Source organism: Psychrobacillus sp. NPDC093180, from assembly GCF_044754065.1.
Classification (GTDB): Bacteria; Bacillota; Bacilli; order Bacillales_A; family Planococcaceae; genus Psychrobacillus.
Genome location: NZ_JBIVOJ010000020.1, coordinates 49,545 through 70,026, shown reverse-complemented (window position 1 = coordinate 70,026; position 20,482 = coordinate 49,545). Strand labels below are relative to the sequence as shown.

General features: G+C 37.9%; 11 protein-coding genes, 12 tRNA genes and 2 rRNA genes. 19 read left to right on the top strand and 6 right to left on the bottom strand.

What is annotated here, in order from left to right:
- From rrf (ACIP9W_RS21435) to ACIP9W_RS21370, 14 genes are all read left to right on the top strand, one after another.
- Nucleotides 1-116, top strand: a 5S ribosomal RNA gene (rrf, locus tag ACIP9W_RS21435).
- 228 nt (nt 117-344) lie between these two features.
- Nucleotides 345-460 (top strand): 5S ribosomal RNA (gene rrf / locus ACIP9W_RS21430).
- A 107-nt stretch (nt 461-567) separates the two neighbouring features.
- Nucleotides 568-643, top strand: a tRNA-Val gene (locus tag ACIP9W_RS21425).
- A gap of 13 nt (nt 644-656) precedes the next feature.
- Nucleotides 657-732 (top strand) — tRNA-Thr (locus ACIP9W_RS21420).
- A gap of 6 nt (nt 733-738) precedes the next feature.
- Nucleotides 739-811, top strand: a tRNA-Lys gene (locus ACIP9W_RS21415).
- Between the two features lie 32 nt (nt 812-843).
- A tRNA-Leu gene (locus ACIP9W_RS21410) sits at nt 844-926 on the top strand.
- Between the two features lie 18 nt (nt 927-944).
- Nucleotides 945-1,021: transfer RNA gene (locus ACIP9W_RS21405), tRNA-Arg, on the top strand.
- Nucleotides 1,022-1,032: 11 nt separating this feature from the next.
- Nucleotides 1,033-1,109 (top strand) — tRNA-Pro (locus ACIP9W_RS21400).
- Nucleotides 1,110-1,201: 92 nt separating this feature from the next.
- Nucleotides 1,202-1,277, top strand: a tRNA-Asp gene (locus ACIP9W_RS21395).
- A gap of 64 nt (nt 1,278-1,341) precedes the next feature.
- Nucleotides 1,342-1,417: transfer RNA gene (locus tag ACIP9W_RS21390), tRNA-Phe, on the top strand.
- A gap of 7 nt (nt 1,418-1,424) precedes the next feature.
- Nucleotides 1,425-1,495, top strand: a tRNA-Gly gene (locus ACIP9W_RS21385).
- Nucleotides 1,496-1,504: 9 nt separating this feature from the next.
- A tRNA-Ile gene (locus ACIP9W_RS21380) sits at nt 1,505-1,581 on the top strand.
- Between the two features lie 4 nt (nt 1,582-1,585).
- Nucleotides 1,586-1,660, top strand: a tRNA-Asn gene (locus ACIP9W_RS21375).
- A gap of 6 nt (nt 1,661-1,666) precedes the next feature.
- A tRNA-Glu gene (locus ACIP9W_RS21370) sits at nt 1,667-1,738 on the top strand.
- Nucleotides 1,739-2,315: 577 nt separating this feature from the next.
- On the opposite strand, the gene ACIP9W_RS21365 is transcribed toward ACIP9W_RS21370, so the two are convergent.
- Together ACIP9W_RS21365 and ACIP9W_RS21360 are read right to left on the bottom strand one after the other, a co-directional pair.
- On the bottom strand, nt 2,316-3,839 hold the full coding sequence (locus ACIP9W_RS21365; protein ID WP_400793186.1) for a solute symporter family protein: 1,524 nt from the start codon (nt 3,837-3,839) through the stop codon (nt 2,316-2,318).
- Nucleotides 3,836-4,213 carry a DUF485 domain-containing protein gene (locus tag ACIP9W_RS21360; RefSeq protein ID WP_400793184.1) on the bottom strand — a complete coding sequence of 126 codons (378 nt, stop codon included), beginning with the start codon at nt 4,211-4,213 and terminating at the stop codon, nt 3,836-3,838. The genes ACIP9W_RS21365 and ACIP9W_RS21360 overlap by 4 nt, the downstream gene beginning before the upstream one ends.
- A 304-nt stretch (nt 4,214-4,517) precedes the next feature.
- Between ACIP9W_RS21360 and ACIP9W_RS21355 the strand changes: the two genes are divergently transcribed.
- Both ACIP9W_RS21355 and ACIP9W_RS21350 read left to right on the top strand, forming a co-directional pair.
- Complete coding sequence (locus ACIP9W_RS21355) at nt 4,518-8,333, top strand: DEAD/DEAH box helicase (RefSeq protein WP_400793182.1); 3,816 nt, start codon at nt 4,518-4,520, stop codon at nt 8,331-8,333.
- A 17-nt stretch (nt 8,334-8,350) separates the two neighbouring features.
- The gene (locus tag ACIP9W_RS21350; RefSeq protein WP_400793180.1) at nt 8,351-9,115 is read left to right on the top strand and encodes a hypothetical protein; all 765 of its coding nucleotides are present in this window, start codon (nt 8,351-8,353) and stop codon (nt 9,113-9,115) included.
- A 316-nt stretch (nt 9,116-9,431) separates the two neighbouring features.
- On the opposite strand, the gene ACIP9W_RS21345 is transcribed toward ACIP9W_RS21350, so the two are convergent.
- A complete protein-coding gene (locus tag ACIP9W_RS21345; protein ID WP_400793178.1) occupies nt 9,432-10,232 on the bottom strand; it encodes a S1C family serine protease in 801 nt (266 codons plus the stop codon).
- Nucleotides 10,233-10,960: 728 nt separating this feature from the next.
- Between ACIP9W_RS21345 and ACIP9W_RS21340 the strand changes: the two genes are divergently transcribed.
- The 3 genes from ACIP9W_RS21340 to ACIP9W_RS21330 all read left to right on the top strand — a co-directional run bounded on the left by ACIP9W_RS21340 (nt 10,961) and on the right by ACIP9W_RS21330 (nt 17,629).
- Nucleotides 10,961-15,412 (top strand): S8 family serine peptidase, encoded by a 4,452-nt coding sequence (locus tag ACIP9W_RS21340; protein ID WP_400793176.1) that lies wholly within the window; start codon nt 10,961-10,963, stop codon nt 15,410-15,412.
- A 226-nt stretch (nt 15,413-15,638) separates the two neighbouring features.
- Complete coding sequence (locus ACIP9W_RS21335) at nt 15,639-17,102, top strand: hypothetical protein (RefSeq protein ID WP_400793174.1); 1,464 nt, start codon at nt 15,639-15,641, stop codon at nt 17,100-17,102.
- A gap of 293 nt (nt 17,103-17,395) precedes the next feature.
- Nucleotides 17,396-17,629: a hypothetical protein gene (locus tag ACIP9W_RS21330; RefSeq protein WP_400793173.1), complete on the top strand. Its 234-nt coding sequence runs from the start codon at nt 17,396-17,398 to the stop codon at nt 17,627-17,629.
- Nucleotides 17,630-17,655: 26 nt separating this feature from the next.
- Here the strand turns inward: ACIP9W_RS21330 and qoxD are convergent, their stop codons facing one another.
- The 3 genes from qoxD to qoxB are packed head-to-tail and all read right to left on the bottom strand — an operon-like array spanning nt 17,656 to nt 20,480.
- The gene (gene qoxD / locus ACIP9W_RS21325; RefSeq protein ID WP_400793171.1) at nt 17,656-17,937 is read right to left on the bottom strand and encodes a cytochrome aa3 quinol oxidase subunit IV; all 282 of its coding nucleotides are present in this window, start codon (nt 17,935-17,937) and stop codon (nt 17,656-17,658) included.
- Nucleotide 17,938: 1 nt separating this feature from the next.
- Nucleotides 17,939-18,535 carry a cytochrome aa3 quinol oxidase subunit III gene (qoxC, locus tag ACIP9W_RS21320; RefSeq protein ID WP_400793169.1) on the bottom strand — a complete coding sequence of 199 codons (597 nt, stop codon included), beginning with the start codon at nt 18,533-18,535 and terminating at the stop codon, nt 17,939-17,941.
- Nucleotides 18,522-20,480, bottom strand: coding sequence for a cytochrome aa3 quinol oxidase subunit I (gene qoxB, locus ACIP9W_RS21315; protein ID WP_400793167.1), 1,959 nt, complete (start codon nt 20,478-20,480; stop codon nt 18,522-18,524). Before qoxB ends, qoxC begins: the two co-directional genes overlap by 14 nt.
- Between the last annotated feature and the right edge of the window lie 2 nt (nt 20,481-20,482).

Genomic DNA, 20,482 nt, shown 5'->3' with positions numbered 1-20,482 from the left:
TCTAGTGATGATGGCAAAGAGGTCACACCCGTTCCCATACCGAACACGGAAGTTAAGCTCTTTTGCGCCGATGGTAGTTGGGGGTTTCCCCCTGTTAGAGTAGGACGTCGCTGGGCAAATATAAAAAGTCGTTACCGATTTATTCGGTAGCGACTTTTATTATCTATTGAAAAAGGATGACTATGGGTAGCTTATAGGTTTTTTTTTACTAGAAAATTCATATCTTTATTGTATTTTTAATGAATTTTATAAATCAGTGTTGACATATTGATAATAATAGAGTAATATTATCCGAGTCGCCAAAAGAACAAATAGTTTGGCTGACAAACATGAACATTAAATTGTCTAGTGATGATGGCGAAGAGGTCACACCCGTTCTCATACCGAACACGGAAGTTAAGCTCTTCAGCGCCGATGGTAGTTGGGGGATTCCCCCTGCGAGAGTAGGACGTCGCTGGGCTTGTAATAAATACATATAATAAATCAAAAAAAGTTCAAATTAACAATGAATTGAATTAAAAAATCGATGTAGAAATAATTTACTTATTATGATTTATTATTTACCCAGGAGGATTAGCTCAGCTGGGAGAGCATCTGCCTTACAAGCAGAGGGTCGGCGGTTCGAGCCCGTCATCCTCCACCATAATTCTATAATTGCCGGAATAGCTCAACTGGTAGAGCAACTGACTTGTAATCAGTAGGTTGAGGGTTCAAGTCCTTTTTCCGGCACCATTTTTCGAGCCATTAGCTCAGTTGGTAGAGCATCTGACTTTTAATCAGAGGGTCGTAGGTTCGAATCCTACATGGCTCATCACTTGTTAAGTAAGTAATATAAATGCGGGTGTGGCGGAACTGGCAGACGCACAGGACTTAAAATCCTGCGGTAGGTGACTACCGTACCGGTTCTATTCCGGTCCTCGGCACCATTTTTTAAAAAAATATATGCGCTCGTAGCTCAATTGGATAGAGCACTTGACTACGAATCAAGAGGTTGCAGGTTCGAGTCCTGCCGAGCGCACCATAATATAATGACGGGAAGTAGCTCAGCTTGGTAGAGCACTTGGTTTGGGACCAAGGGGTCGCAGGTTCGAATCCTGTCTTCCCGACCAGTTATTTATTTGGGGCCTTAGCTCAGTTGGTTAGAGCAGACGGTTCATAACCTGAAGGTCACAGGTTCAAATCCTGTCCCCGCAACCAAAACGGTCCCGTGGTGTAGCGGTTAACATGTCTGCCTGTCACGCAGAAGATCGCCGGTTCGATCCCGGTCGGGACCGCCATTTTATTTATTAGTTCGAAATTTGAGATAAGCAAGAGATTCGTAGCTTAGCACAAATCAAAGTTGGCTCAGTAGCTCAGTCGGTAGAGCAAAGGACTGAAAATCCTTGTGTCGGCGGTTCGATTCCGTCCTGAGCCACCATAGTAATGCGGGTGTAGTTTAGTGGTAAAACCTCAGCCTTCCAAGCTGATGATGAGAGTTCGATTCTCTTCACCCGCTTCCAATAGTGGGCCTATAGCTCAGCTGGTTAGAGCGCACACCTGATAAGCGTGAGGTCGATGGTTCGAGTCCATTTAGGCCCACCACTATTCCGAAGTAGCTCAGTGGTAGAGCAATCGACTGTTAATCGATTGGTCGTAGGTTCGAGTCCTACCTTCGGAGCCATATAAAGGCCCCTTGGTCAAGCGGTTAAGACACCGCCCTTTCACGGCGGTAACACGGGTTCGAATCCCGTAGGGGTCATAATAAACTTTAAAGAAAAAAAGATAATCATTCATTTGATTGTCTTTTTTTAGTGCGCCTGGCATGCACATGAACTGTAGGGGGCGAGTCCCGAACCCCGAAGACAGCAGTAGCAATAAATGATTTTGTCATCCTTATCGATACTTAGAAAATGATAGTAATACTAAATGATTTGAGTTCTTCTATTAAAAAAGTACAATTACAGGCTTTCTTCATATTCACTGACAAGTTTATAAAAAGTTGTATTTTTTACTCCAATTTCTTGCTTTGCTTTCACTTCTCTTATATCTCCTGACTTCCACTGAGCATACGCAACTTAAAACTCAATAACCTTTGGTCGACCCAAAACTGTGCCATTTTGCAAAGTGGACTCCTAATATAGCAAATTACGACGCAGTATCTATATTATACGCGTTATTCCATTTACCTTTCCCATGTGCTAAGTTAGGACGGTTCGGATTTGCAGTTTATAAAACTAGCCATTATACATGATTATTCGTCACATTCCACCTACTTCTTTTAACTAAAAAATATGAAAAAGAGAATATCCCCAGTTAAATGGGATATCCTCTTTGATTTATTTCAACCCAATATTCGCTTTAACATCCACTTCTGCATATTTTTTTAGATCTGCACGTGCTCCCACTAGTGTACCTATCCAGCCTGCGATAAAACCAGCTGGAACGGAGATGATTGCAGGATTTGTTAATGGGAATATTGCCTCTCCTGTAAAGAAAAGAGAGCCATCTGCAGCCCACACGTTTGGACTTAATAATACGAGAACTAGCGCAGTAACAAGTCCTGTAACAATTGCAGATAAAGCACCTGTGGTATTAAAGTTTTTCCAATAGATCGTATAAATAATTACCGGTAAATTCGCACTTGCTGCAATACAGAAAGCAAGGGAAACTAGGAATGCGACGTTCATCGTTTGGGCACCTAATGCAAGTAAGATGGAAAATGCAGAAACTCCAACGGAAGCAAGACGAGCCGCATTCATCTGTTCTTTCTCTGTCGCTTTTCCTTTTTTGATAATTTGTCCATATAAATCATGTGCAAATGCAGATGCCCCCGATAATACTAGGCCAGCTACAACGGCTAAAATAGTCGCAAATGCAACCGCCGAGACGAAGGACATAAGCAAGTCTCCTCCTAAAGCTTGTGCAAGTAGGGGAGCGGCCATATTACCAGCAGGATTTGCTGCGATAATTTTTTCGGATCCTACGAATGCAGCAGCACCAAACCCTAAGAAAATCGTTAGTATATAGAATGCGCCTACAATCCATGTTGCAAATACAACAGAACTCCGAGCTGTTTTCGCATCTTTTACAGTAAAGAAACGCATTAAAATATGTGGTAAACCTGCAGTACCTAGTACGAGTGCAATCATCATCGATATTGTATCTAAGCCATTAGTGTATTTTACACCAGGATGCAAGTAAGCTTCTCCATGGGCTGTTGCAGTTTTCATTTCGGTGAACATACCAAAAAGATTAAAGTTGAATTTCCATAATACAAGGAATGAAATAATAACAGTACCGACCATTAATAGCACTGCTTTAATAATTTGAACCCAACTTGTGGCAGCCATTCCACCCCATAGTACATAAATAGTCATCATAATTCCAACAATTAATACAGCGATCCAATAATCAATACCTAATAATAATTGAATAAGTGCACCTGCACCAACAAGCTGTGCAATCATATAAAATAGAACAATCGTTAAAGTACTAACTGCAGCGGCAGCACGGATTTTCTTTTGGTTGAAACGAGCGGTAATCATATCTGCTAAAGTATAACGGCCTAAATTTCGTAATGGCTCTGCAACGATATATAACACAACTAAGTAAGCTACTAAATAACCAATACTATAGAAGAAACCGTCAAAACCGAAAAGTGCGATTGCACCGGCAATACCAAGGAATGAAGCAGCAGATAGATAGTCTCCTGCTATAGCAATCCCATTTTGCCAACCGGAAAGACCACCGCCCGCTGTGTAAAATTCGCTAGCAGAGTTTGTTCGTTTGGAAGCGATATACGTTACGAATAATGTTAATGCGACAATTCCAACAAAAAACGATAAACCAACAAAACTCATTTATAGCCACCAGCCTTTTCCTTTTCAAAGATTTCATCTGCTTCTTGGTCATATCCATTTGCTTTACTGACATAAATCATACATAAAGCCCATGTCATAATGAATAAAGCGATGGAGTATACCCAAACCCATGCCACATCACCAAATGCATTAGTATTTAATATGGTTGTGTAAGAAGTCAAAATAGGTAACATGATATAGCATAATAGAAAAAATATTGCGATTGGTAAAATAAATTTTCTCTTTTTTGTTTTTAAAGATTTGAACTCTGGACTTTCTGCAATTGCAACGTAATTCGGTGTTCCTTGTTGTGAAAGAGTTTTCCCCTGTTGATTGGCCTCAGGATTGAAAACACTTTCTATTTTTTTTGCCATCTGCCTTCCCTCCCACTAATTTTAATGTTTTGAATTTTCAGTTCTAAGATGTAGGTTAATCATATTAAAAGATTAATAAGATAGCAATCAAAAATTCACAAAATGTTCAAATTTAAAAGAATTTAACTAGATATATTCATTAGTAAATATTCTCTAACTATTCGTTTTCATGATATTGTAAGTTCTTTATTTGTCGATTTAGGGTTATAATAGAACTAATGTAGAGTACCCGATTTTCTAGAAATCGAGATGGGTACTCTTTTGTTTTGTTAAACGTTTATCTTTTTAGAAAGGAGGCATGTGCATGAGACAAGTGTCAATCCCAGTAAAAACAATGCGCTGTAATCTAATGATGACAAATAAAGCACGCGGTGCAATCCAGGAATGGGCTGTTGATGAACATGCCTTTTTTAGGATGCAAGAATCTTTTGAAGTGCATATAGAAAAACGTCCAGTGAACTCCCATGGGAATACGCCTGTTGCTCTTTATTTTGACAATGTTTCAAACGAGTCTTTAGCAGGAAAACTAGAAGGCCGGGTTGGTGTGATGGAGTGCATTCTTCAAACGGACGGATTACTTGCGACTAACTTTTATATAAGAGGCACAAGAGTTCCGGTAAAGACTAATAGACGTCTTTCGGTCGATTTGAATTTTGTTACGGCTCGTAATAATGGAGCGGGAATGCCGATTCAATTACATACAAGCATACGAGAATTACCCGTTGCCGAAGAAAGATCAGAGTATGTGAAAAAGCGAATTTCTAGCTGGGAAGGATATTTGAAAATACAAGAACGAAACGCCGATATTGCAGATATAACGGCTGCTTTTTCAAAAATTATTTTCAACGAAGATTTTAATAGGCTGACACTTATAGGAAGTAATGTAAAAGAAAATGAATGGAATAAATTAAAAGGACTAAGCGTTTCGATTAAAGGTTTCCAAAATGATATTGGAGAAGTATTAAAGGTAGACCGAGCAAAGAAAACAATTGAAATTGAGCTAAAGCCAAGATTTCAAGAAATGGCAAGAAGAAATCAGTGGCATCCAAAATGGAAAGAAGCTGTATTTAGCAACTTTTCCACCCTAAGCCAAATTCGAAGACTTCGTAAAGGATTTGAGGATTTACAAAACGGTCTTGCTGCAAATGCTAATTTAGAAAATATTCTATTTGAAAAAAGACCTACGATAAACGTAACGAACAAGAAAAAGGATCTAAAATTTCATAATCAGTTAAACGAGTTTCAACAAGAGGCAGTTGTTGGAGCGATGTCTGCTGAGGATTTATATGTTATACAAGGTCCTCCGGGAACAGGGAAGACTACCGTAATCTCGGAAATCTGTCAGCAAAATGCAAAAGCAGGACTACGGACACTAGTCGCTTCCCAATCAAACCTAGCTGTTGATAATGCACTTAGTCGACTTCTTTCCAATAAGGATATTCGCATATTACGGTTTGGCCGAACGGAAAGCATTGAAGAGGAAGGCAAAAGATTTATCGAAGAAAATGTTGGCGGGTATTGGAAAGATCAAACAATAAATGCTTTGCAAGAAGAAATCAATACCCATCCGTTAAAAGAAAAACAACTAATAGAAGAAATAGCTCTTTGTAAAGAACAGACGGTATCACTTGAGCAGCAAGTTGTACTATTAAAAGAGAAAATAGAACGAAAACAATTGGCTCAGATAGAATTCGCAGAAAGAATGAAGGAAATTAAAGAGCTAAAAAAACGTTTGATCCATCTAAAAAAAGAGCGCGAAGAACTAGAAAATAATTATCATCACTTGAAACAAATAACAGACGACCGATCAAAAGAAATTGAACAGATGGAACAATTCATCCAGGCTAATCCTACAACAGAAGAATTAGTAAAAAAGCTAGAACGTCTTCAATTGGAAATCGATCAAACAAGTAAACAAATAATGTACCAACAGATATTACAAGAGAGCCGGAATGTGGAAGGATTATTAATCGAAACGAGAAATGCCTATCAAGTTGCACAATCGAAAGTCAATCATTTGGAGCAATTTTCAGGTGAACTCCACTCTATCTCTAAAATTGATTTCCTCAAAATTCGCATGAACGATTATGAAATCACTCCTTCTTATATGTTAGAGCAGCAAATAACGAACTTAGACAAGCTAATTGAAACCATCATCTCTTTTGCTGACTGGGGAGAATTAAATAAACGACTACTATCTGCTATTGGATACATAGAAGGTTTATTGAAAAAGAATAATGTTTCTCTTGAGGCTGTAAAAAGTCATGTAAACAGTAGTGGAGTAATATTTGACTCGACATATTCTGTTAAAGAAATTCATCAGTTCATCGACAGTATGAAACGTCTCTTAACTTCAGGATCAGCTAATATCGAGCGGTTAGAAGTATATTTGGAAGGCTTAAATGTCCGAAAGGAATTCGTGTGGAAACAAGGCGCTATTTTACAAAAAGCAAAAACTGATTCTGCTAACTTGTTTATGTCGATTAAAGCAGAGCTTACTGAACAGGTAAAACAAGAAAAATCAATGATGGAGCAATCGAAAAGTGAATGGAAGACTAAGGGGATTACTCAAAATGAAGAGCTACAACAGTTGCAAAGTAAAGTGGCAGAGTTATACGGCCAATTAGATAATCTAGATAGTATTCCCTCATTACAACAGTTACAAATCCAATTACAGGATACAGAAAGTACGTTGCTCGAATGCAATAAAGTAAAAGATACAATTGCCGAGTATACTGCTCAACTAGAACTAAAAAAGAATGAATTCAAAACTTCAAACGAGCATTTGGGTGAAGCCTTAGAGAAACTTGAAAAAAACAAGCAAGAAACAAAACAAGTGAATTCGGAAGGGCTAGAGCAAGAAAAACAACTAAAAGCTCTAGAGGAATTACTGAAACAAAACCCCGAAGAAGCGCTCGAAAAAGCATTAACTAAAATTGCTGAGCTGGAAGAAAGAATAACGGCTACAGAACTGGAGAAAAATCGTTTACCGATAACCCAATCTCTACAAAACGAATGGTTTACAATGCTGAAGGAAGCTAATGACCATGACTTAGATGAAATACGCAAACTATACGTACGTCATGCCAATGTAATCGGGACAACATGTGTAGCATCTGCTCGAAAAGAGTTTATGGACAACTATCCTATTTTCGATGTTGTTATTATCGATGAAGTGTCAAAAGCGACTCCACCTGAGCTTTTACTACCAATGTTAAAAGGGAAGAAAATCATTTTAGTCGGAGACCACCATCAACTACCGCCGCTTGTTGGGGAAGATACACTGGATGAAACACTGAAAGCTATTTTAGAAGAAAGTGACAGCTTTGAAGAAAAAGACGAGTTGAAGAAGCTCCTGAAAGAGTCCTTATTCGAACGGCTGTTTAAAAACTTACCGAAGACAAATAAAACGATGCTCGCTATTCAGTATCGAATGCATGAAAATATAATGAAAACGATCACACCGTTTTATGAAGAAGAGAATTATCGCCTGCAGTGTGGATTAGTGGATTCCGATGCTATGCGTGATCATTTACTCGATTCCCATTATGTCAAACGGCAAGACCATCTGTTGTGGCTAGATATGCCAAACGAAAAGCAGTATTTTGAAGAACGAATGAAAAATGGAAAAAGTCGTTTTAATCAGGCAGAGCTTGATACCATTCGAGAAGTATTAATCGATTTGGATAAAGCGACTGAAATGGCTAAAAACGAAGGAAGACTTGCTAAAGAGGATCAAAAAAGTATCGGAGTTATTAGTTTTTACGGAGAACAAGTAAAACGTATAGACCGACTTATTCAACAAGAAACTAACTTCAAACATTTGAATTTCCGCACAGGAACCGTCGATAAGTTCCAAGGGATGGAAATGGACGTCATTATTTTAAGCATGGTTCGCAACAATCAAGATAAGAGTGGGGATATTGGATTTGCGAATGATTATAGACGTTTAAATGTTGCTTTATCACGTGCAAGAGAACTACTCATTTTAGTTGGTAGTACGAATATGTTTACTACCCGTGCGAAGCAAAAAGATTCTAGGGAAATGTATAGTCGATTACTTAGCACTGTTAAGAAACAGAATGGTTACCGAAATCAGCGCGCTCAAGAGAAAAAGTAACATAGAGGTATAAAAAAATGCAAAACTTAGGGAAACGATTAAAAAATGAACTGCAACAAAACAATAAGATAAAAATCTTACATTCCACTAGTTGGAGTTTGCCAATTCATTCTATAGAAGTTGAGTATAAACCGGTGAAACGGACAAAAATGGATATCCTGATGAAAATGATGCTTATGGCATTTCAAAAAGCAGAAATTGCAGAAGCAGAGCAATTAAGCGAACTCTTACTTGTCGAGCAACTTTTCGTGGAGGATTTAATCGATATAATGAGTAGGACCGGATTAATAGAAAAAAAGGATGGATTGTTTTCCTTAACAAACAAAGGATATCAACAACTGGAGAATGGTATTTTTGAAGAGGAACAAGAAGTGGAAACACAGGTTGTTCTTTATAGTACGACTCACGAAAACTTCTTGAATGGTAACATTAAAACTGCCATGGACGGGGATGATGAGCTGGCAATATACCGTTATGTGAAAGAAGGGTATTTGGATGTAGAGCTATCCTTTGATAAAGAACAAGTCATTGAAGCACTTCAAGCCAAACATGTGGAAGTAAAGGAAGGAGATGTACAAGTCGTTATATCGGAAATCCAGTCGACGACAGAGCTATATGTCGATGATATTCCATGCTTTGAATTTATTCTCCATAATAAAGAAGAGGATGTATTCTATGCGCGTGTTTGGAATACATTACTTGAAAGATGGGATGAAAAACTGGAGAATGCGCTGAATGATAAAGAACGTTTAGCGTGGAGAGAGAAATATATGTCTAAGTAAAATAAAATGCAGGAAGAAAAATGTTCATTTTCTTCCTGCATTTTTTGCCGGCTAAAAAACTAAATTTTCAATATAGGACGGATACTTGTTGACCTTGTATGACGCCTTACAGAAAATTAATCGGGTATCAATCCTAGTAAACTTGTTATTTGAGTAAGTAGTTGCTTTCGCTAGTAATTTGGTTGCTCTAGAGCTAATTTAGTTGCTTTCAAACTAAAGTTGATTGCTTTCAATGACTGGTTGGTTGCCCATAGCCATTTCTTGGATATCTTTCGGAGAAAAACTGAATTAGATTTAGTTGAAATAGATAAGCTTGTTAAGGAATATCTTTTGCTTGATTATAATACTCATCAATCGGTACAAACAGTCCGACTCTCCCATATTCATCATGGTCCATTGTTGCAAATACAACGCCAATTACTTGACCTTCCTTATTTAAAACGGGGCTGCCACTATTTCCTCGATAAACTGGTGCTTCCATCATCACTATAGGGACATCCCAATCACTTAGCTGATGATAATCGATAATTTTTCCTTCATTTGCTATACCAGTAAAGCTTAACGGATTCCCTATAAAGGAAATGGAATCGCCTTCTACCACCGTCGCTTGTTTGGCAAGCTCTAGATATGGCAGGTTTTCTCCATCTATTTTCAATACAGCTAGATCCACTGAAGGATACGTATGTACCACGCTCGCTTTAAAACGTCCATCTTCTGGAAAACCAACTGTAACAGTATCATTACCTTCAATAACATGATAGTTTGTTAAAATTGTTCCATCACTAGATATAGAAAAACCTGTTCCTTTTCCATCATCTGTTAATACAATAACAACAGATTCTTTATAGCGTGATATGTCCTCTTGTGCAGATAATTTCGCTGATGCTTTTAAAAATTCGATAGCTGGAATTGAATATATTTGTAAGATAACTGCAAATGTATTAATGAATAAAACAGTCGCCATTATCCAGAATATCCATTTTGGAAACGGGCGCTTCGTTTTTCTGCTTGTCTTTTCTTGAGCTTCTTTCAGAAGTGCTTCTCTTTGTGCCTCTAACACAAATTCGAGGAACTCTTCATCTACTTCTTCTTCCCAATTTTGTTTAGTTGAATTCATTCACTCTCACACTCCCGTCGTTACATGTATTATACACAACTGAAAGAGTTTAAGGTCTAAGCGCTGTAGATAAATGTATAGTGGGGATGTGAAAAATCATGAATTATGTCCAAATTACCTAACTCAATGAATTTTAGAAAGAGTTATTGTTATTGTAAAAAACACATTTAAACTAGTTTAGTCAAAAAGAATCATCAAATTAATTTATAATAAGTATTTTTATTTATTTAAATATGCTTAAAATCCATTTATATAGTTATAAAAGACTGATTAAATGAATTGAATTAAATAGTCAAATTACCCTTTTCTTGTTTATTGGGAATAATTGATTATTTTTTGGAAAAGTAACAAATTTTAACTTATTCAATATAAAAATGAATTTTTTAAAAAACTAGTAATACCAATAATCTATGAGCTTTATACTTAACCCGTTAAATAAATTATAGAGTCTTATTACCTATCTAAGAAAAGGTATAAAATAGTATATAACTATTAATTTTGAAAATTCAGATATAATTCGACGAGAATAGACAAAATTTGCAAATCATTTCCTTTATAGTATTAATAACAACAAGAGATTTATGAATGACACCATTGATTCTGTTTGCCTAAATGATCGTTTGGGAAAGGGGGAGAAGGTGTTTTTGTTTGGTCTTTTTTAGGGATAAGAGACTATCAAGTTCTCGCTAGGTATTAAAATCGTTGGAAAATTCAAAGGAGGAAAGAAGATGGGGAGGAAAAGTAGTTCAGTCAAAGCACTGAGTATTGCTGCATCTTTACTAATGACGTTTTCACTAGTCGCGCCAAACGTAGTTAGTGCAGAAACAACGAGTAAAATTCATCAATCTTTCAGAGAGTCAAGCTCGAATACTATTTCTGTGACAGAAAAGATGAGCACTCGATTACTAGAAAATTTTAAACAAGATGAAAAAGTAACATTCCTGATCAAATTCAAAGAGAAAACAGATTCAGAAGCAGTGGCGGCTGAAGCTCGAAAAAGTGCAGATGCAGCAAATTTATCGGCACACAATGCGAAGCTCGTTCAGCGATCTGCTGTTGTATCAGAACTTAAGGCAACCTCTCTTGAATCTCAGCAATCAGTAAAGCAATTCCTTGAACAGGAAGCAGCTAAAGGGAATGCGAAAGATATTACATCTTACTACATTGTAAATGGAATGGCTGTAACAGCAACAAAAGAGATTGCTGAAAAAATTGCAACTTTCCCTGAGGTTGAAAAAGTATTGCCAAACGAAACTCGTCAATTATTTACAACGAAAACAAAAAACGCTGTCGCTCCTAAGGCAGAAACCGCGAACATTGAGTGGAATGTTGAGCGTGTTAAAGCACCAGACGTTTGGGAAATGGGCATCGACGGAGCTGGAACGGTTGTAGCTAGTATTGATACAGGAGTTCAGTGGGATCATCCTGCATTAAAAGAAAAATATCGTGGTTACAATAAAGCAACTGGACAAGTTTCTCACGATTTTAACTGGTTCGATGCAACGGCTGGACGAGCTACTCCATATGACGATATTGATCATGGAACACATGTAACGGGAACAATGGTTGGTAGTGAACCAAATGATACAAATCAAATTGGAGTTGCTCCTGGTGCCAAATATATTGCAGTAAAGGCATTCTCTGCAAACGGTGGGACTGACACTGACTTGCTAGAAGCTGCTCAATGGATTTTAGCACCGACAGACGCAAACGGAAATGCACGCGTTGACATGGCTCCAGATATTGTGAATAACTCATGGGGTGGCGGTCCTGGACTCGATGAGTGGTACCGTGAAGTTGTAATTAACTGGCGCGCAGCAGAAATTTTTCCAGAATTCTCAGCAGGGAACACAACGCTTACGAATCCTGGTGGTGCGGGATCTGTAGCGGCACCTGCCAATTATCCTGAGTCATTTGCAACTGGTGCGACTGATATCAATAACAAAGTGGGAAGCTTCTCTCTTCGTGGACCTTCACCATATGCTGAAACAAAACCAGATATCTCGGCACCAGGTGTGAACATCCGTTCATCTGTACCGGGTGGTAATTATGAAGGTGGCTGGAACGGAACATCTATGTCAGGACCGGCTGTATCTGGCGTAGCAGCACTTCTTCGCCAAGTTAACGCCAATTTGACAGTCGATGAAATGGAGGAAATTCTTCTTAATACAGCAAATCCATTAACGGACACTCAATATCCAACAACTCCTAACCACGCATATGGTTATGGATTAGTAGATGCTTACGAGGCTGTATCTTCCATAATCACTGGACTTGGCACACTGAAAGGACAAGTGACACAACAAGGAGACGACAGTGAGGCTCCTGTATTCGAACATGCAGCACCTCGAGAAACATATGCAGGAATGGATTTAGAATTGACAATTGCAGTTAGCGATAACATTAGCGTTGCATCTGTCCTTCTAAACTACAAAGATGCAAATGGTGCATGGCAATCAATCGAAGCTGGTCGCAAATCTGGTGATTACAAATCTGGTGAGTACAGTGTAGTGCTTCCTGGTGACATAATCACGGGCAACTCCTTTACGTACAAATGGTCCATAAATGATTTTGGAAATAATGAAGTGAACAGTGAAGAATATGTTGTTCAAGTGAAGCCTGGCATAACAGTAGGATATTCAGAAGACTTTGAATCGACACCTGTGGGCTGGACTTCCTTTGGAGATGCAAATAGCTGGGAGTGGGGCGTACCAACTTCAGGTCCAGGAAATGCTGCATCCGGTGAAAAAGTATATGCCACAAACCTAGAAGGTAATTACGATAGCAGAATGAACGCTACATTGGTAATGCCTCCAGTCGATTTGCCGGAAGGAAACTCTTATTTGCAGTTCAAACAATGGCATAACTTTGAGCAATCTTCTACAGGAAGAGCTTGGGATTACGGTCATGTATTTATTTCAACTGATCAAGTAGAGTGGACACAATTACTAATGGTCCAAGGCGCATCAAACGGTTGGATTGATGGTGAAGTGGACCTGTCAGCTTATGCTGGACAACGCGTCTATATTGCCTTTAATGCCTTTTCTGATGGAAGCGTTGTGAAAGAGGGATGGTATATCGATGACGTAGCACTTGCTGGGACTTCGCAGACTGGCAAGGTAGCAAAAGGAATAGACAATAATGTAAATAAAACAAATAGCGTAACCACTAACAATGCAAATAACAAAGTGACTATTGGAAATGGTACAGACAAACTTGCTAAAAAAGAGGATATTGACCCAACAAAGATTCGTCCTGTATTACCGATTAAAGAAGCACCACCAGTAGTAGAAAAAGTTGCAAATCCAACGCTATTACCATTAGGTGCTCAAGTGAGTGTACTTGAATCAGGACGTTCGGTTTATACAAATCCTGCTGACGGTTCTTATTCACTAACTCATGGTGCAGGAACATTCACAGTGAAAGCAGAGGCTTATGGCTTCACTTCTGAAGAACAATCTGTTTCCATTGAAGCAGATGGCACGGCAACTGCTAATTTCCCATTGGATGAAGTTGCACAAAACACAGTGAGTGGAACAATCACTGATCAATCGACAGGTGAAGGAGTAGCTGGAGCAACTCTATTACTTGTAGAAGATGCAAACATTACACCTGTTGAAACAGATGCAGCAGGTAATTACTCTCTTACTGCATATGAAGGCGATTACACATTAAAAGTAATTGCACGTGGTTATCATAGCCAAGAAATAGCGATTACGATCAGCTCAGAAGCAACATCGCAAAATATTGCGCTTGAACCGTTCTACACTTATCCAGGTGGAGAAATCGGTTACGATGACGGGACTGCTGAAAATGCACGTGCATTCAACGCTGCTGGCAATGCTTGGGCAGTGAAAATGTCTCTACCAGAAGGTAAAGAAAACGGAATCGTAACAGATGGTGTATTCCGATTCTGGGATACAGAATGGCCTGTGCCTGGTGGAACTGCATTCGCAGTTGAAGTATGGGATGCAACGGGAGCTGACGGATCTCCAGGTAAAATGCTTGCCGGTCCAATTGATGCAACAGCTAAACGTAATGGTGAATGGACTGTTGTTGATCTAAGCGAGCATAATATCGTAGTAAATGGTGACTTCTTTATGGTATATCGTCAAACATTTGCTAATCCAAATACTCCAGGTCTTGCAACAGATGAGAATGGAACAAATGCGGGTAGAAGTTTCCAAGGAATTTCAGGTGCTTGGTCACCATCACCAACTGCTGAAGGGAACTATATGATCCGTGCTCGTGTGAGCTATGAAGTACACGGTCCAGTTATCACTTCACCAACAGCTGACTTAGTCACAAATGAAGCTTCAATTTCTGTAGAAGGAACCGCATCTCCGACTACTACGATTAAATTGAAACAAAATGGTGAAGAAGCGGGATCTATTAAGGTAGGGGAAGACGGTAAATTTGCAATTCCAGTTGAATTAACGGAAGGTGTCAATGAATTTACAGCAGTTTCCCTTCTAGATGGCAAAGTAACAGGTGAATCTGCTTCTGTTGAAGTCATTTTAGATACTTTAAAACCTGAACTGACAATCGACAGTCCGAAAGATGGAGAAAAAACAAATCGTGAATCAGTAACTGTAGAAGGAACTATTAAAGATGCAAACCTTGACACTGTAAAAGTAAACGGTCAAAATGCAACAGTGGTTGATGGCAAGTACTCTAAACGAATTCTTCTAGAGAATGGTGCAAACGAAATTAAAGTAGTCGCTAAAGACAAAGCAAATAATAGTATAACGAAAAAAGTAACAGTTACAGCTCAGTATGATGCACCTGCAATCGAAAATCTAAAACCAGCTGAAGACTTATATTTGGCTACTGGTAAAAGTGTTAAGATTGAATTCGATAGTGCACCTGGATTGAAAGCAACATTTGTTATCCATATGCCGCTAACGAATTTAGGTGGTCAAGTCCAAAATGCGACTGAACTGCCAATGATGGAACAAGCAAACGGTCATTACGTTGGATATTGGACAGTACCAGCTGACACTGTAGCGAATGGAGCAGATCTCGAAGTGAAAGTTGTAGACAGCTTTAACAACGAAACGCGCCAAAAAGCTAATGGTAAACTATATATCAACGTACCATCCCCATCTTCACAACCATCTGTAGAACAACCTACAGATGAATCAGTAGAATCGCCGATAGAAGAAAAATTGGCAGAATAATTTTAAAGACTGTCTCAAAAGGCTTATTTTTGAGACAGTCTTTTTTATGGTTTAACAATGTGAGTAGTGTGTTTGTTGTCTTCGAAGAGGCTTCGTAATGTAAAAAAATAAATTGGCGCTTTTTAATAAATGAAATGAAACTTTTAACTTAAACTTTGCAAAATATGATTAAAGCTTATATTAACCCGCATATGATAGTTAATAATGAAACATAATGGGGGGTACAATGGGCGATTATATAAATATACTGCAGAACTTTTTGCCGCTTGGGGCTACCGTACTAGAATTGCAGCAACCCCAAAAAAGAATGGCGGTCTTGCTTGCTGATATTGATGGGGATCAAGTGACCGAACTAATAGGCGCATATAGGTATGAGCAGCAGAATTATATTGTGGTATTAAAAAAACATGACAATCAGTGGCTACCTTTAAAACATATCGAAGGCAAAGGGTATAATATTTCCGATTTAAGAGTCGCTCCAGTAACAGAAAACTGGGTAAATACATTAATTGTCGGTTGGCAAATAGACAATATGAGTTCACAACTAGATCTACTACAATGGACAAACGGTAGAATTTTAAGGTTACCTACAAATAATATTGTTTATAGTAAATTGGAAGTGGAGGATATGCCTGATCATTACGGAAAAGATGGTCAATATGAACTTGCTATTTGGATACATGATACAGGAGATGCTTATAAGGTAGACGTTTACCGCTTTAGTGAAGGGGAGCTAGTGCGAGCAAAAGATGTTTATCCGTATTATTTTAAAAAAGTGGCAGCTTATTATGAAAAATTATTGCAAACAAACGATTTTTCCTATTATTGGTATTACTTATCAGATGCACAGAGAAAAGCTGGTAATTTAGAACAAAATTTAACTGCCATCGATAAAGCTCTATCTTTTCGATCCCCATACCCGTCAAAAGAGCAACTATTAGAGAAAAAACAGCAAGTATTAAGCCGTCTAACACATGCTAGAACTAACGGTCAGACGGTTATTGATAAAAAAAGAGGAGATATAACGGGTGATAGTTTTCGGGAAACTGTTTATCTAACAGGTAGTATGACCGACAGAAGCTCGTATTGGGAAGATATTACGCTAAATATTTTAAATAAAAAAGTAGATTTATATGAAGGGTTTTCTTTAAAAGAAACTGTTGGTTATAACCCACGGCTATTTCTTGGAGATTTTACTGGAAACCAGCTGGATGACATATTAGTAGTAATCGATACTGGCGAAAGTGAAAGCACGATAAAAGCTTATTTATTTACCTTTTTAGAGGGAGAAATGCGACAAGTATTCGATTCGGATGAATTTAATGATAGCAATGATTATAAAATCGATTATCAAGATCAATATAAATTAACAGTAGCTAGTGCCATTCCTAAAAAGAAGTATACGCTAGATTTAATGTTTAAAGATAAAGATTATTTAATGGAAATCTATAATGAAGATGGAACTTTGAAAGCGCCGATAGAAGGCTGGGTAGAACCAATCCACGGGCTTTATCCAATAGATTTTGCAGGTAACGATGTGTATGAGCTTGTTGCGTTGCAAGAGATTTCCGGCAAGCATAACGGGGAAGCTCTAGGATATGTGCAAAACATTTTGAAATGGAATGGCAGAGAATTTATAACAGAACGTCAAAGTGTCATAGTATTTGGAGAAAATATAGATTTAATGTAAAAGAAAGAGAATTGCTACAAAGTCATTAGACAGTGGAGCAGTTCTCTTTTTACACAATTTAGGGATACTGAGTAGTAAGGAATAATTACTGAACTTAGCATTCCCGTTTGTCAAAACGGATTCGTCCAGATGCGAAAGACATAGTGGGCACGAGTCAAAGCACTATCCCATATGACGAGAGGAATTACTTGGTTTCCTTATTTTTTTAAAAAATATGTGACGAAAAAACAAAAATTATTTGACAATATTGTGAACAAGATGAATAATATATATATAAAGAGAGGATGAGTGAAATGGAATCGAACGTGAAAATGTTTCATGCTACAAAATATGTAGGAGCAACAGTGCTCACTATTGGAATTGCCATTTTCTTATACGGGGTTTTTGTAAGCGAATACAGTACAGTAATGGGTATCGGTATTGGGACAGTAATGGGGGCTGTTTTTACTTTCTTAATAGGTATGTTTTTAGTGGCATCTGAAGAAATGATTGCGAACTCTAGAAAATGTAAAAAAGAGAGCGCCTGAAAAGACGCTCTCTTTTAATTCGTTATTTACATATCCCAAACTAGTATTAATAGTGTACCAAAAATGGTGACAAGCGCAATGATTAAACCGTAATATACGTTTGTATAGATCGATTTTTTGTCATCAGTCTCACCAGCATGCATGAATACAACTAGTTGAAGACCAGCTTGGATAAATGCAGTTACTAGAAGAATTGTCATACCAATCGGAAATGACATATCTGTGAAATAAACTAACAAAGCAACTACTGTAAGAACCAATGAAAAGACAAAGCCCATTACTTGTTTAGCAGGGAATAATTCTTTCATATTACATCATTCCTTTCAAGTAGATGAAGCTAAAGATGAAAATCCAAATGACATCTAAGAAATGCCAATAAAGCGAAAAGATAAAAGATTTATTGGTAGTCTCAGGAGTCAAACCACGTTTTTTAATTTGAATAAGGATAGCTATTCCCCAAAACAAACCAAATGTTACGTGCAATCCGTGTGTCCCTAATGTAGTTAATAGAGCGGCAGTGAATGCGCTAGTTTGTAGTGTTGCACCCACATGATTATAGTGAACGAATTCAAATATTTCAAAGCCTAAGAACCCAGCACCAAGTAGTAGGGTGATTGAAAAGAACACCATCATTGCCTTTTTGTTGCCTAAACGCATAGCGTGTATGCCAAGACCGATAACAAAACTACTTGTTAAAAGTAAGATTGTTTCAACTAATACTGGTGTAATTTCAAAGATTTCTCCACCAGAAGGGCCATTGCCAATTCGATTTTCTAAAGTGAAATACATAGTGAACAGTGTTGCGAAAAGCATTATTTCTGCACCCAGGAAGATCCAAAAACCTAAAATTTTCAAGTTATTTTCTTCCGTACTATATTCAAGCGGAAGCGAGTTATCTATCTTCATTTTTTACACCTCGCAATTTTGCTTCAGTTTCTTCAATTTCCTCAACGGAGATATATCGACCATGATCTTTCTCGAACGAACGATAAACCAGACAAACTAAAATACCAATTAATGTGACGATAGCAAGTGGCCATATGCTAAATACCATCGCAAATCCAAAGACGAAGAAAATACAACCTAGTATAAATGGCCAACCACTGTTATTTGGCATATGAATTTTTTCGTATTTACCTTTAAATAACTCATGTCCATTTTTCTTTGCATCCCAAAATCCTTGAGTTGATACAACTTGTGGTGTAATAGCAAAGTTATATTCTGGTACTGGAGTATGAGTAGCCCATTCAAGTGAACGTGCATCCCATGGGTCACTACCAATATCTCTAGAAGCATAACGAATACTATAGTAAATATTGTAGACAAGTAAAGCAAAACTAATTGCCATAATTCCTGCACCGATAAATGCAACCATATTCAGCGTACTAAAACCAGTCGATTCAGAGTATGTGTACATACGACGTGCTTGCCCATCTAATCCAGTAATATACATTGGAATAAAGGCTAAAACGAAACCAACAGACATTAACCATGCAGTCCATTTACCAATTCTCTCATTTAACATGAAACCAAACATTTTTGGCCAATAGAATGTAAGACCTGCAATCATAGCGTAAACTACTCCTGGAATAATTACGTTATGGAAGTGAGCAACTAAGAACATCGTATTATGATATTGATAATCAGCTGCTGACATCGCAAGCATAACTCCAGTAACCCCACCTAATGTGAACAGTGGAATGAAGAGCATGGAATATAACATAGGAGTTGTAAAAACAATTTTCCCTTTCCAAAGCGTGAATAGCCAGTTAAATATTTTAACCCCAGTTGGTATAGCTATCGCCATTGTTGTGATAGAGAAAATACTATTGGTGAATGCACCTTGACCCATTGTAAAGAAATGGTGAGTCCATACTAAAAATGAAAATACTGAAATGACTACCATTGAGGCAACCATTGACTTATAACCATACAGATTACGGCGTGCAAATGTAGAGATTATTTCACTGTATAGACCGAATGCCGGTAAGATCAAGATATATACTTCAGGATGTCCCCAAACCCAGAACAAGTTAGCCCAAAGCATATCCATACCACCATCGCCGGTTGTAAAGAAGTTTGTTCCAAACAATCGATCCATTGTTCCCATTGCAAGAAGTACTGTTAATACAGGGAAAGCAAAAACAACGATTACGTTTGCGATAAATGCAGACCATGTGAACATCGGCATTTTCATTAACTTCATACCAGGTGCTCTCATTTTAAGAATAGTCGTTATAAAGTTAATACCTGATATTAATGTACCCATACCAGCTATTTGAATAGCGATCATATAATAATTCGTACCTACAGATGGACTGAATTCATTATTTGCAAGTGGGAAATAAGAAGTCCAACCTGCATCAGGTGATCCACCTACGATGAATGAGATGTTGAATAACCCCATCCCCATAAAGAATAACCAAAAACTAAGTGCATTTAAGCGAGGAAATGCTACATCACGAGCTCCAATTTGTAACGGAATAAGGTAGTTAAAGAAAAACGTGATGAACGGCATAGCCATAAATAGGATCATTACAACCCCATGTGTTGTGAAAACTTCATTATAATGTTGCGATTCTAGAAACTTGTTATCAGGCATTGAGAGCTGATAACGCATCATTATCGCGTCTACTCCTCCGCGGAATAGCATAAGTAAAGCAACTAGTAAATACATAATACCAATTCGTTTATGATCTACTGTGGTAATCCATTCGCGCCAAAGGTATCCCCATTTTTTAAAATAGGTAATACCTAAAACGATGGCAACCATTGTTAGACCGATACCAACCATGGATGCATATATTAAAAAGCTTGGATGTGGTACTGCAAAACGATCAAAGAAATCCATAC

Coding starts and splice junctions, on each gene's coding strand:
- ACIP9W_RS21340 (WP_400793176.1), top strand. CDS start 10,961: ATGGGGAGGAAAAGTAGTTCAGTCAAAGCACTGAGTATTGCTGCATCT.
- ACIP9W_RS21350 (WP_400793180.1), top strand. CDS start 8,351: ATGCAAAACTTAGGGAAACGATTAAAAAATGAACTGCAACAAAACAAT.
- ACIP9W_RS21360 (WP_400793184.1), bottom strand. CDS start 4,213: ATGGCAAAAAAAATAGAAAGTGTTTTCAATCCTGAGGCCAATCAACAG.
- qoxD (WP_400793171.1), bottom strand. CDS start 17,937: ATGAAAGAATTATTCCCTGCTAAACAAGTAATGGGCTTTGTCTTTTCA.
- ACIP9W_RS21335 (WP_400793174.1), top strand. CDS start 15,639: ATGGGCGATTATATAAATATACTGCAGAACTTTTTGCCGCTTGGGGCT.
- ACIP9W_RS21330 (WP_400793173.1), top strand. CDS start 17,396: ATGGAATCGAACGTGAAAATGTTTCATGCTACAAAATATGTAGGAGCA.
- ACIP9W_RS21355 (WP_400793182.1), top strand. CDS start 4,518: ATGAGACAAGTGTCAATCCCAGTAAAAACAATGCGCTGTAATCTAATG.
- ACIP9W_RS21345 (WP_400793178.1), bottom strand. CDS start 10,232: ATGAATTCAACTAAACAAAATTGGGAAGAAGAAGTAGATGAAGAGTTC.
- qoxC (WP_400793169.1), bottom strand. CDS start 18,535: ATGAAGATAGATAACTCGCTTCCGCTTGAATATAGTACGGAAGAAAAT.
- ACIP9W_RS21365 (WP_400793186.1), bottom strand. CDS start 3,839: ATGAGTTTTGTTGGTTTATCGTTTTTTGTTGGAATTGTCGCATTAACA.
- qoxB (WP_400793167.1), bottom strand. CDS start 20,480: ATGGATTTCTTTGATCGTTTTGCAGTACCACATCCAAGCTTTTTAATA.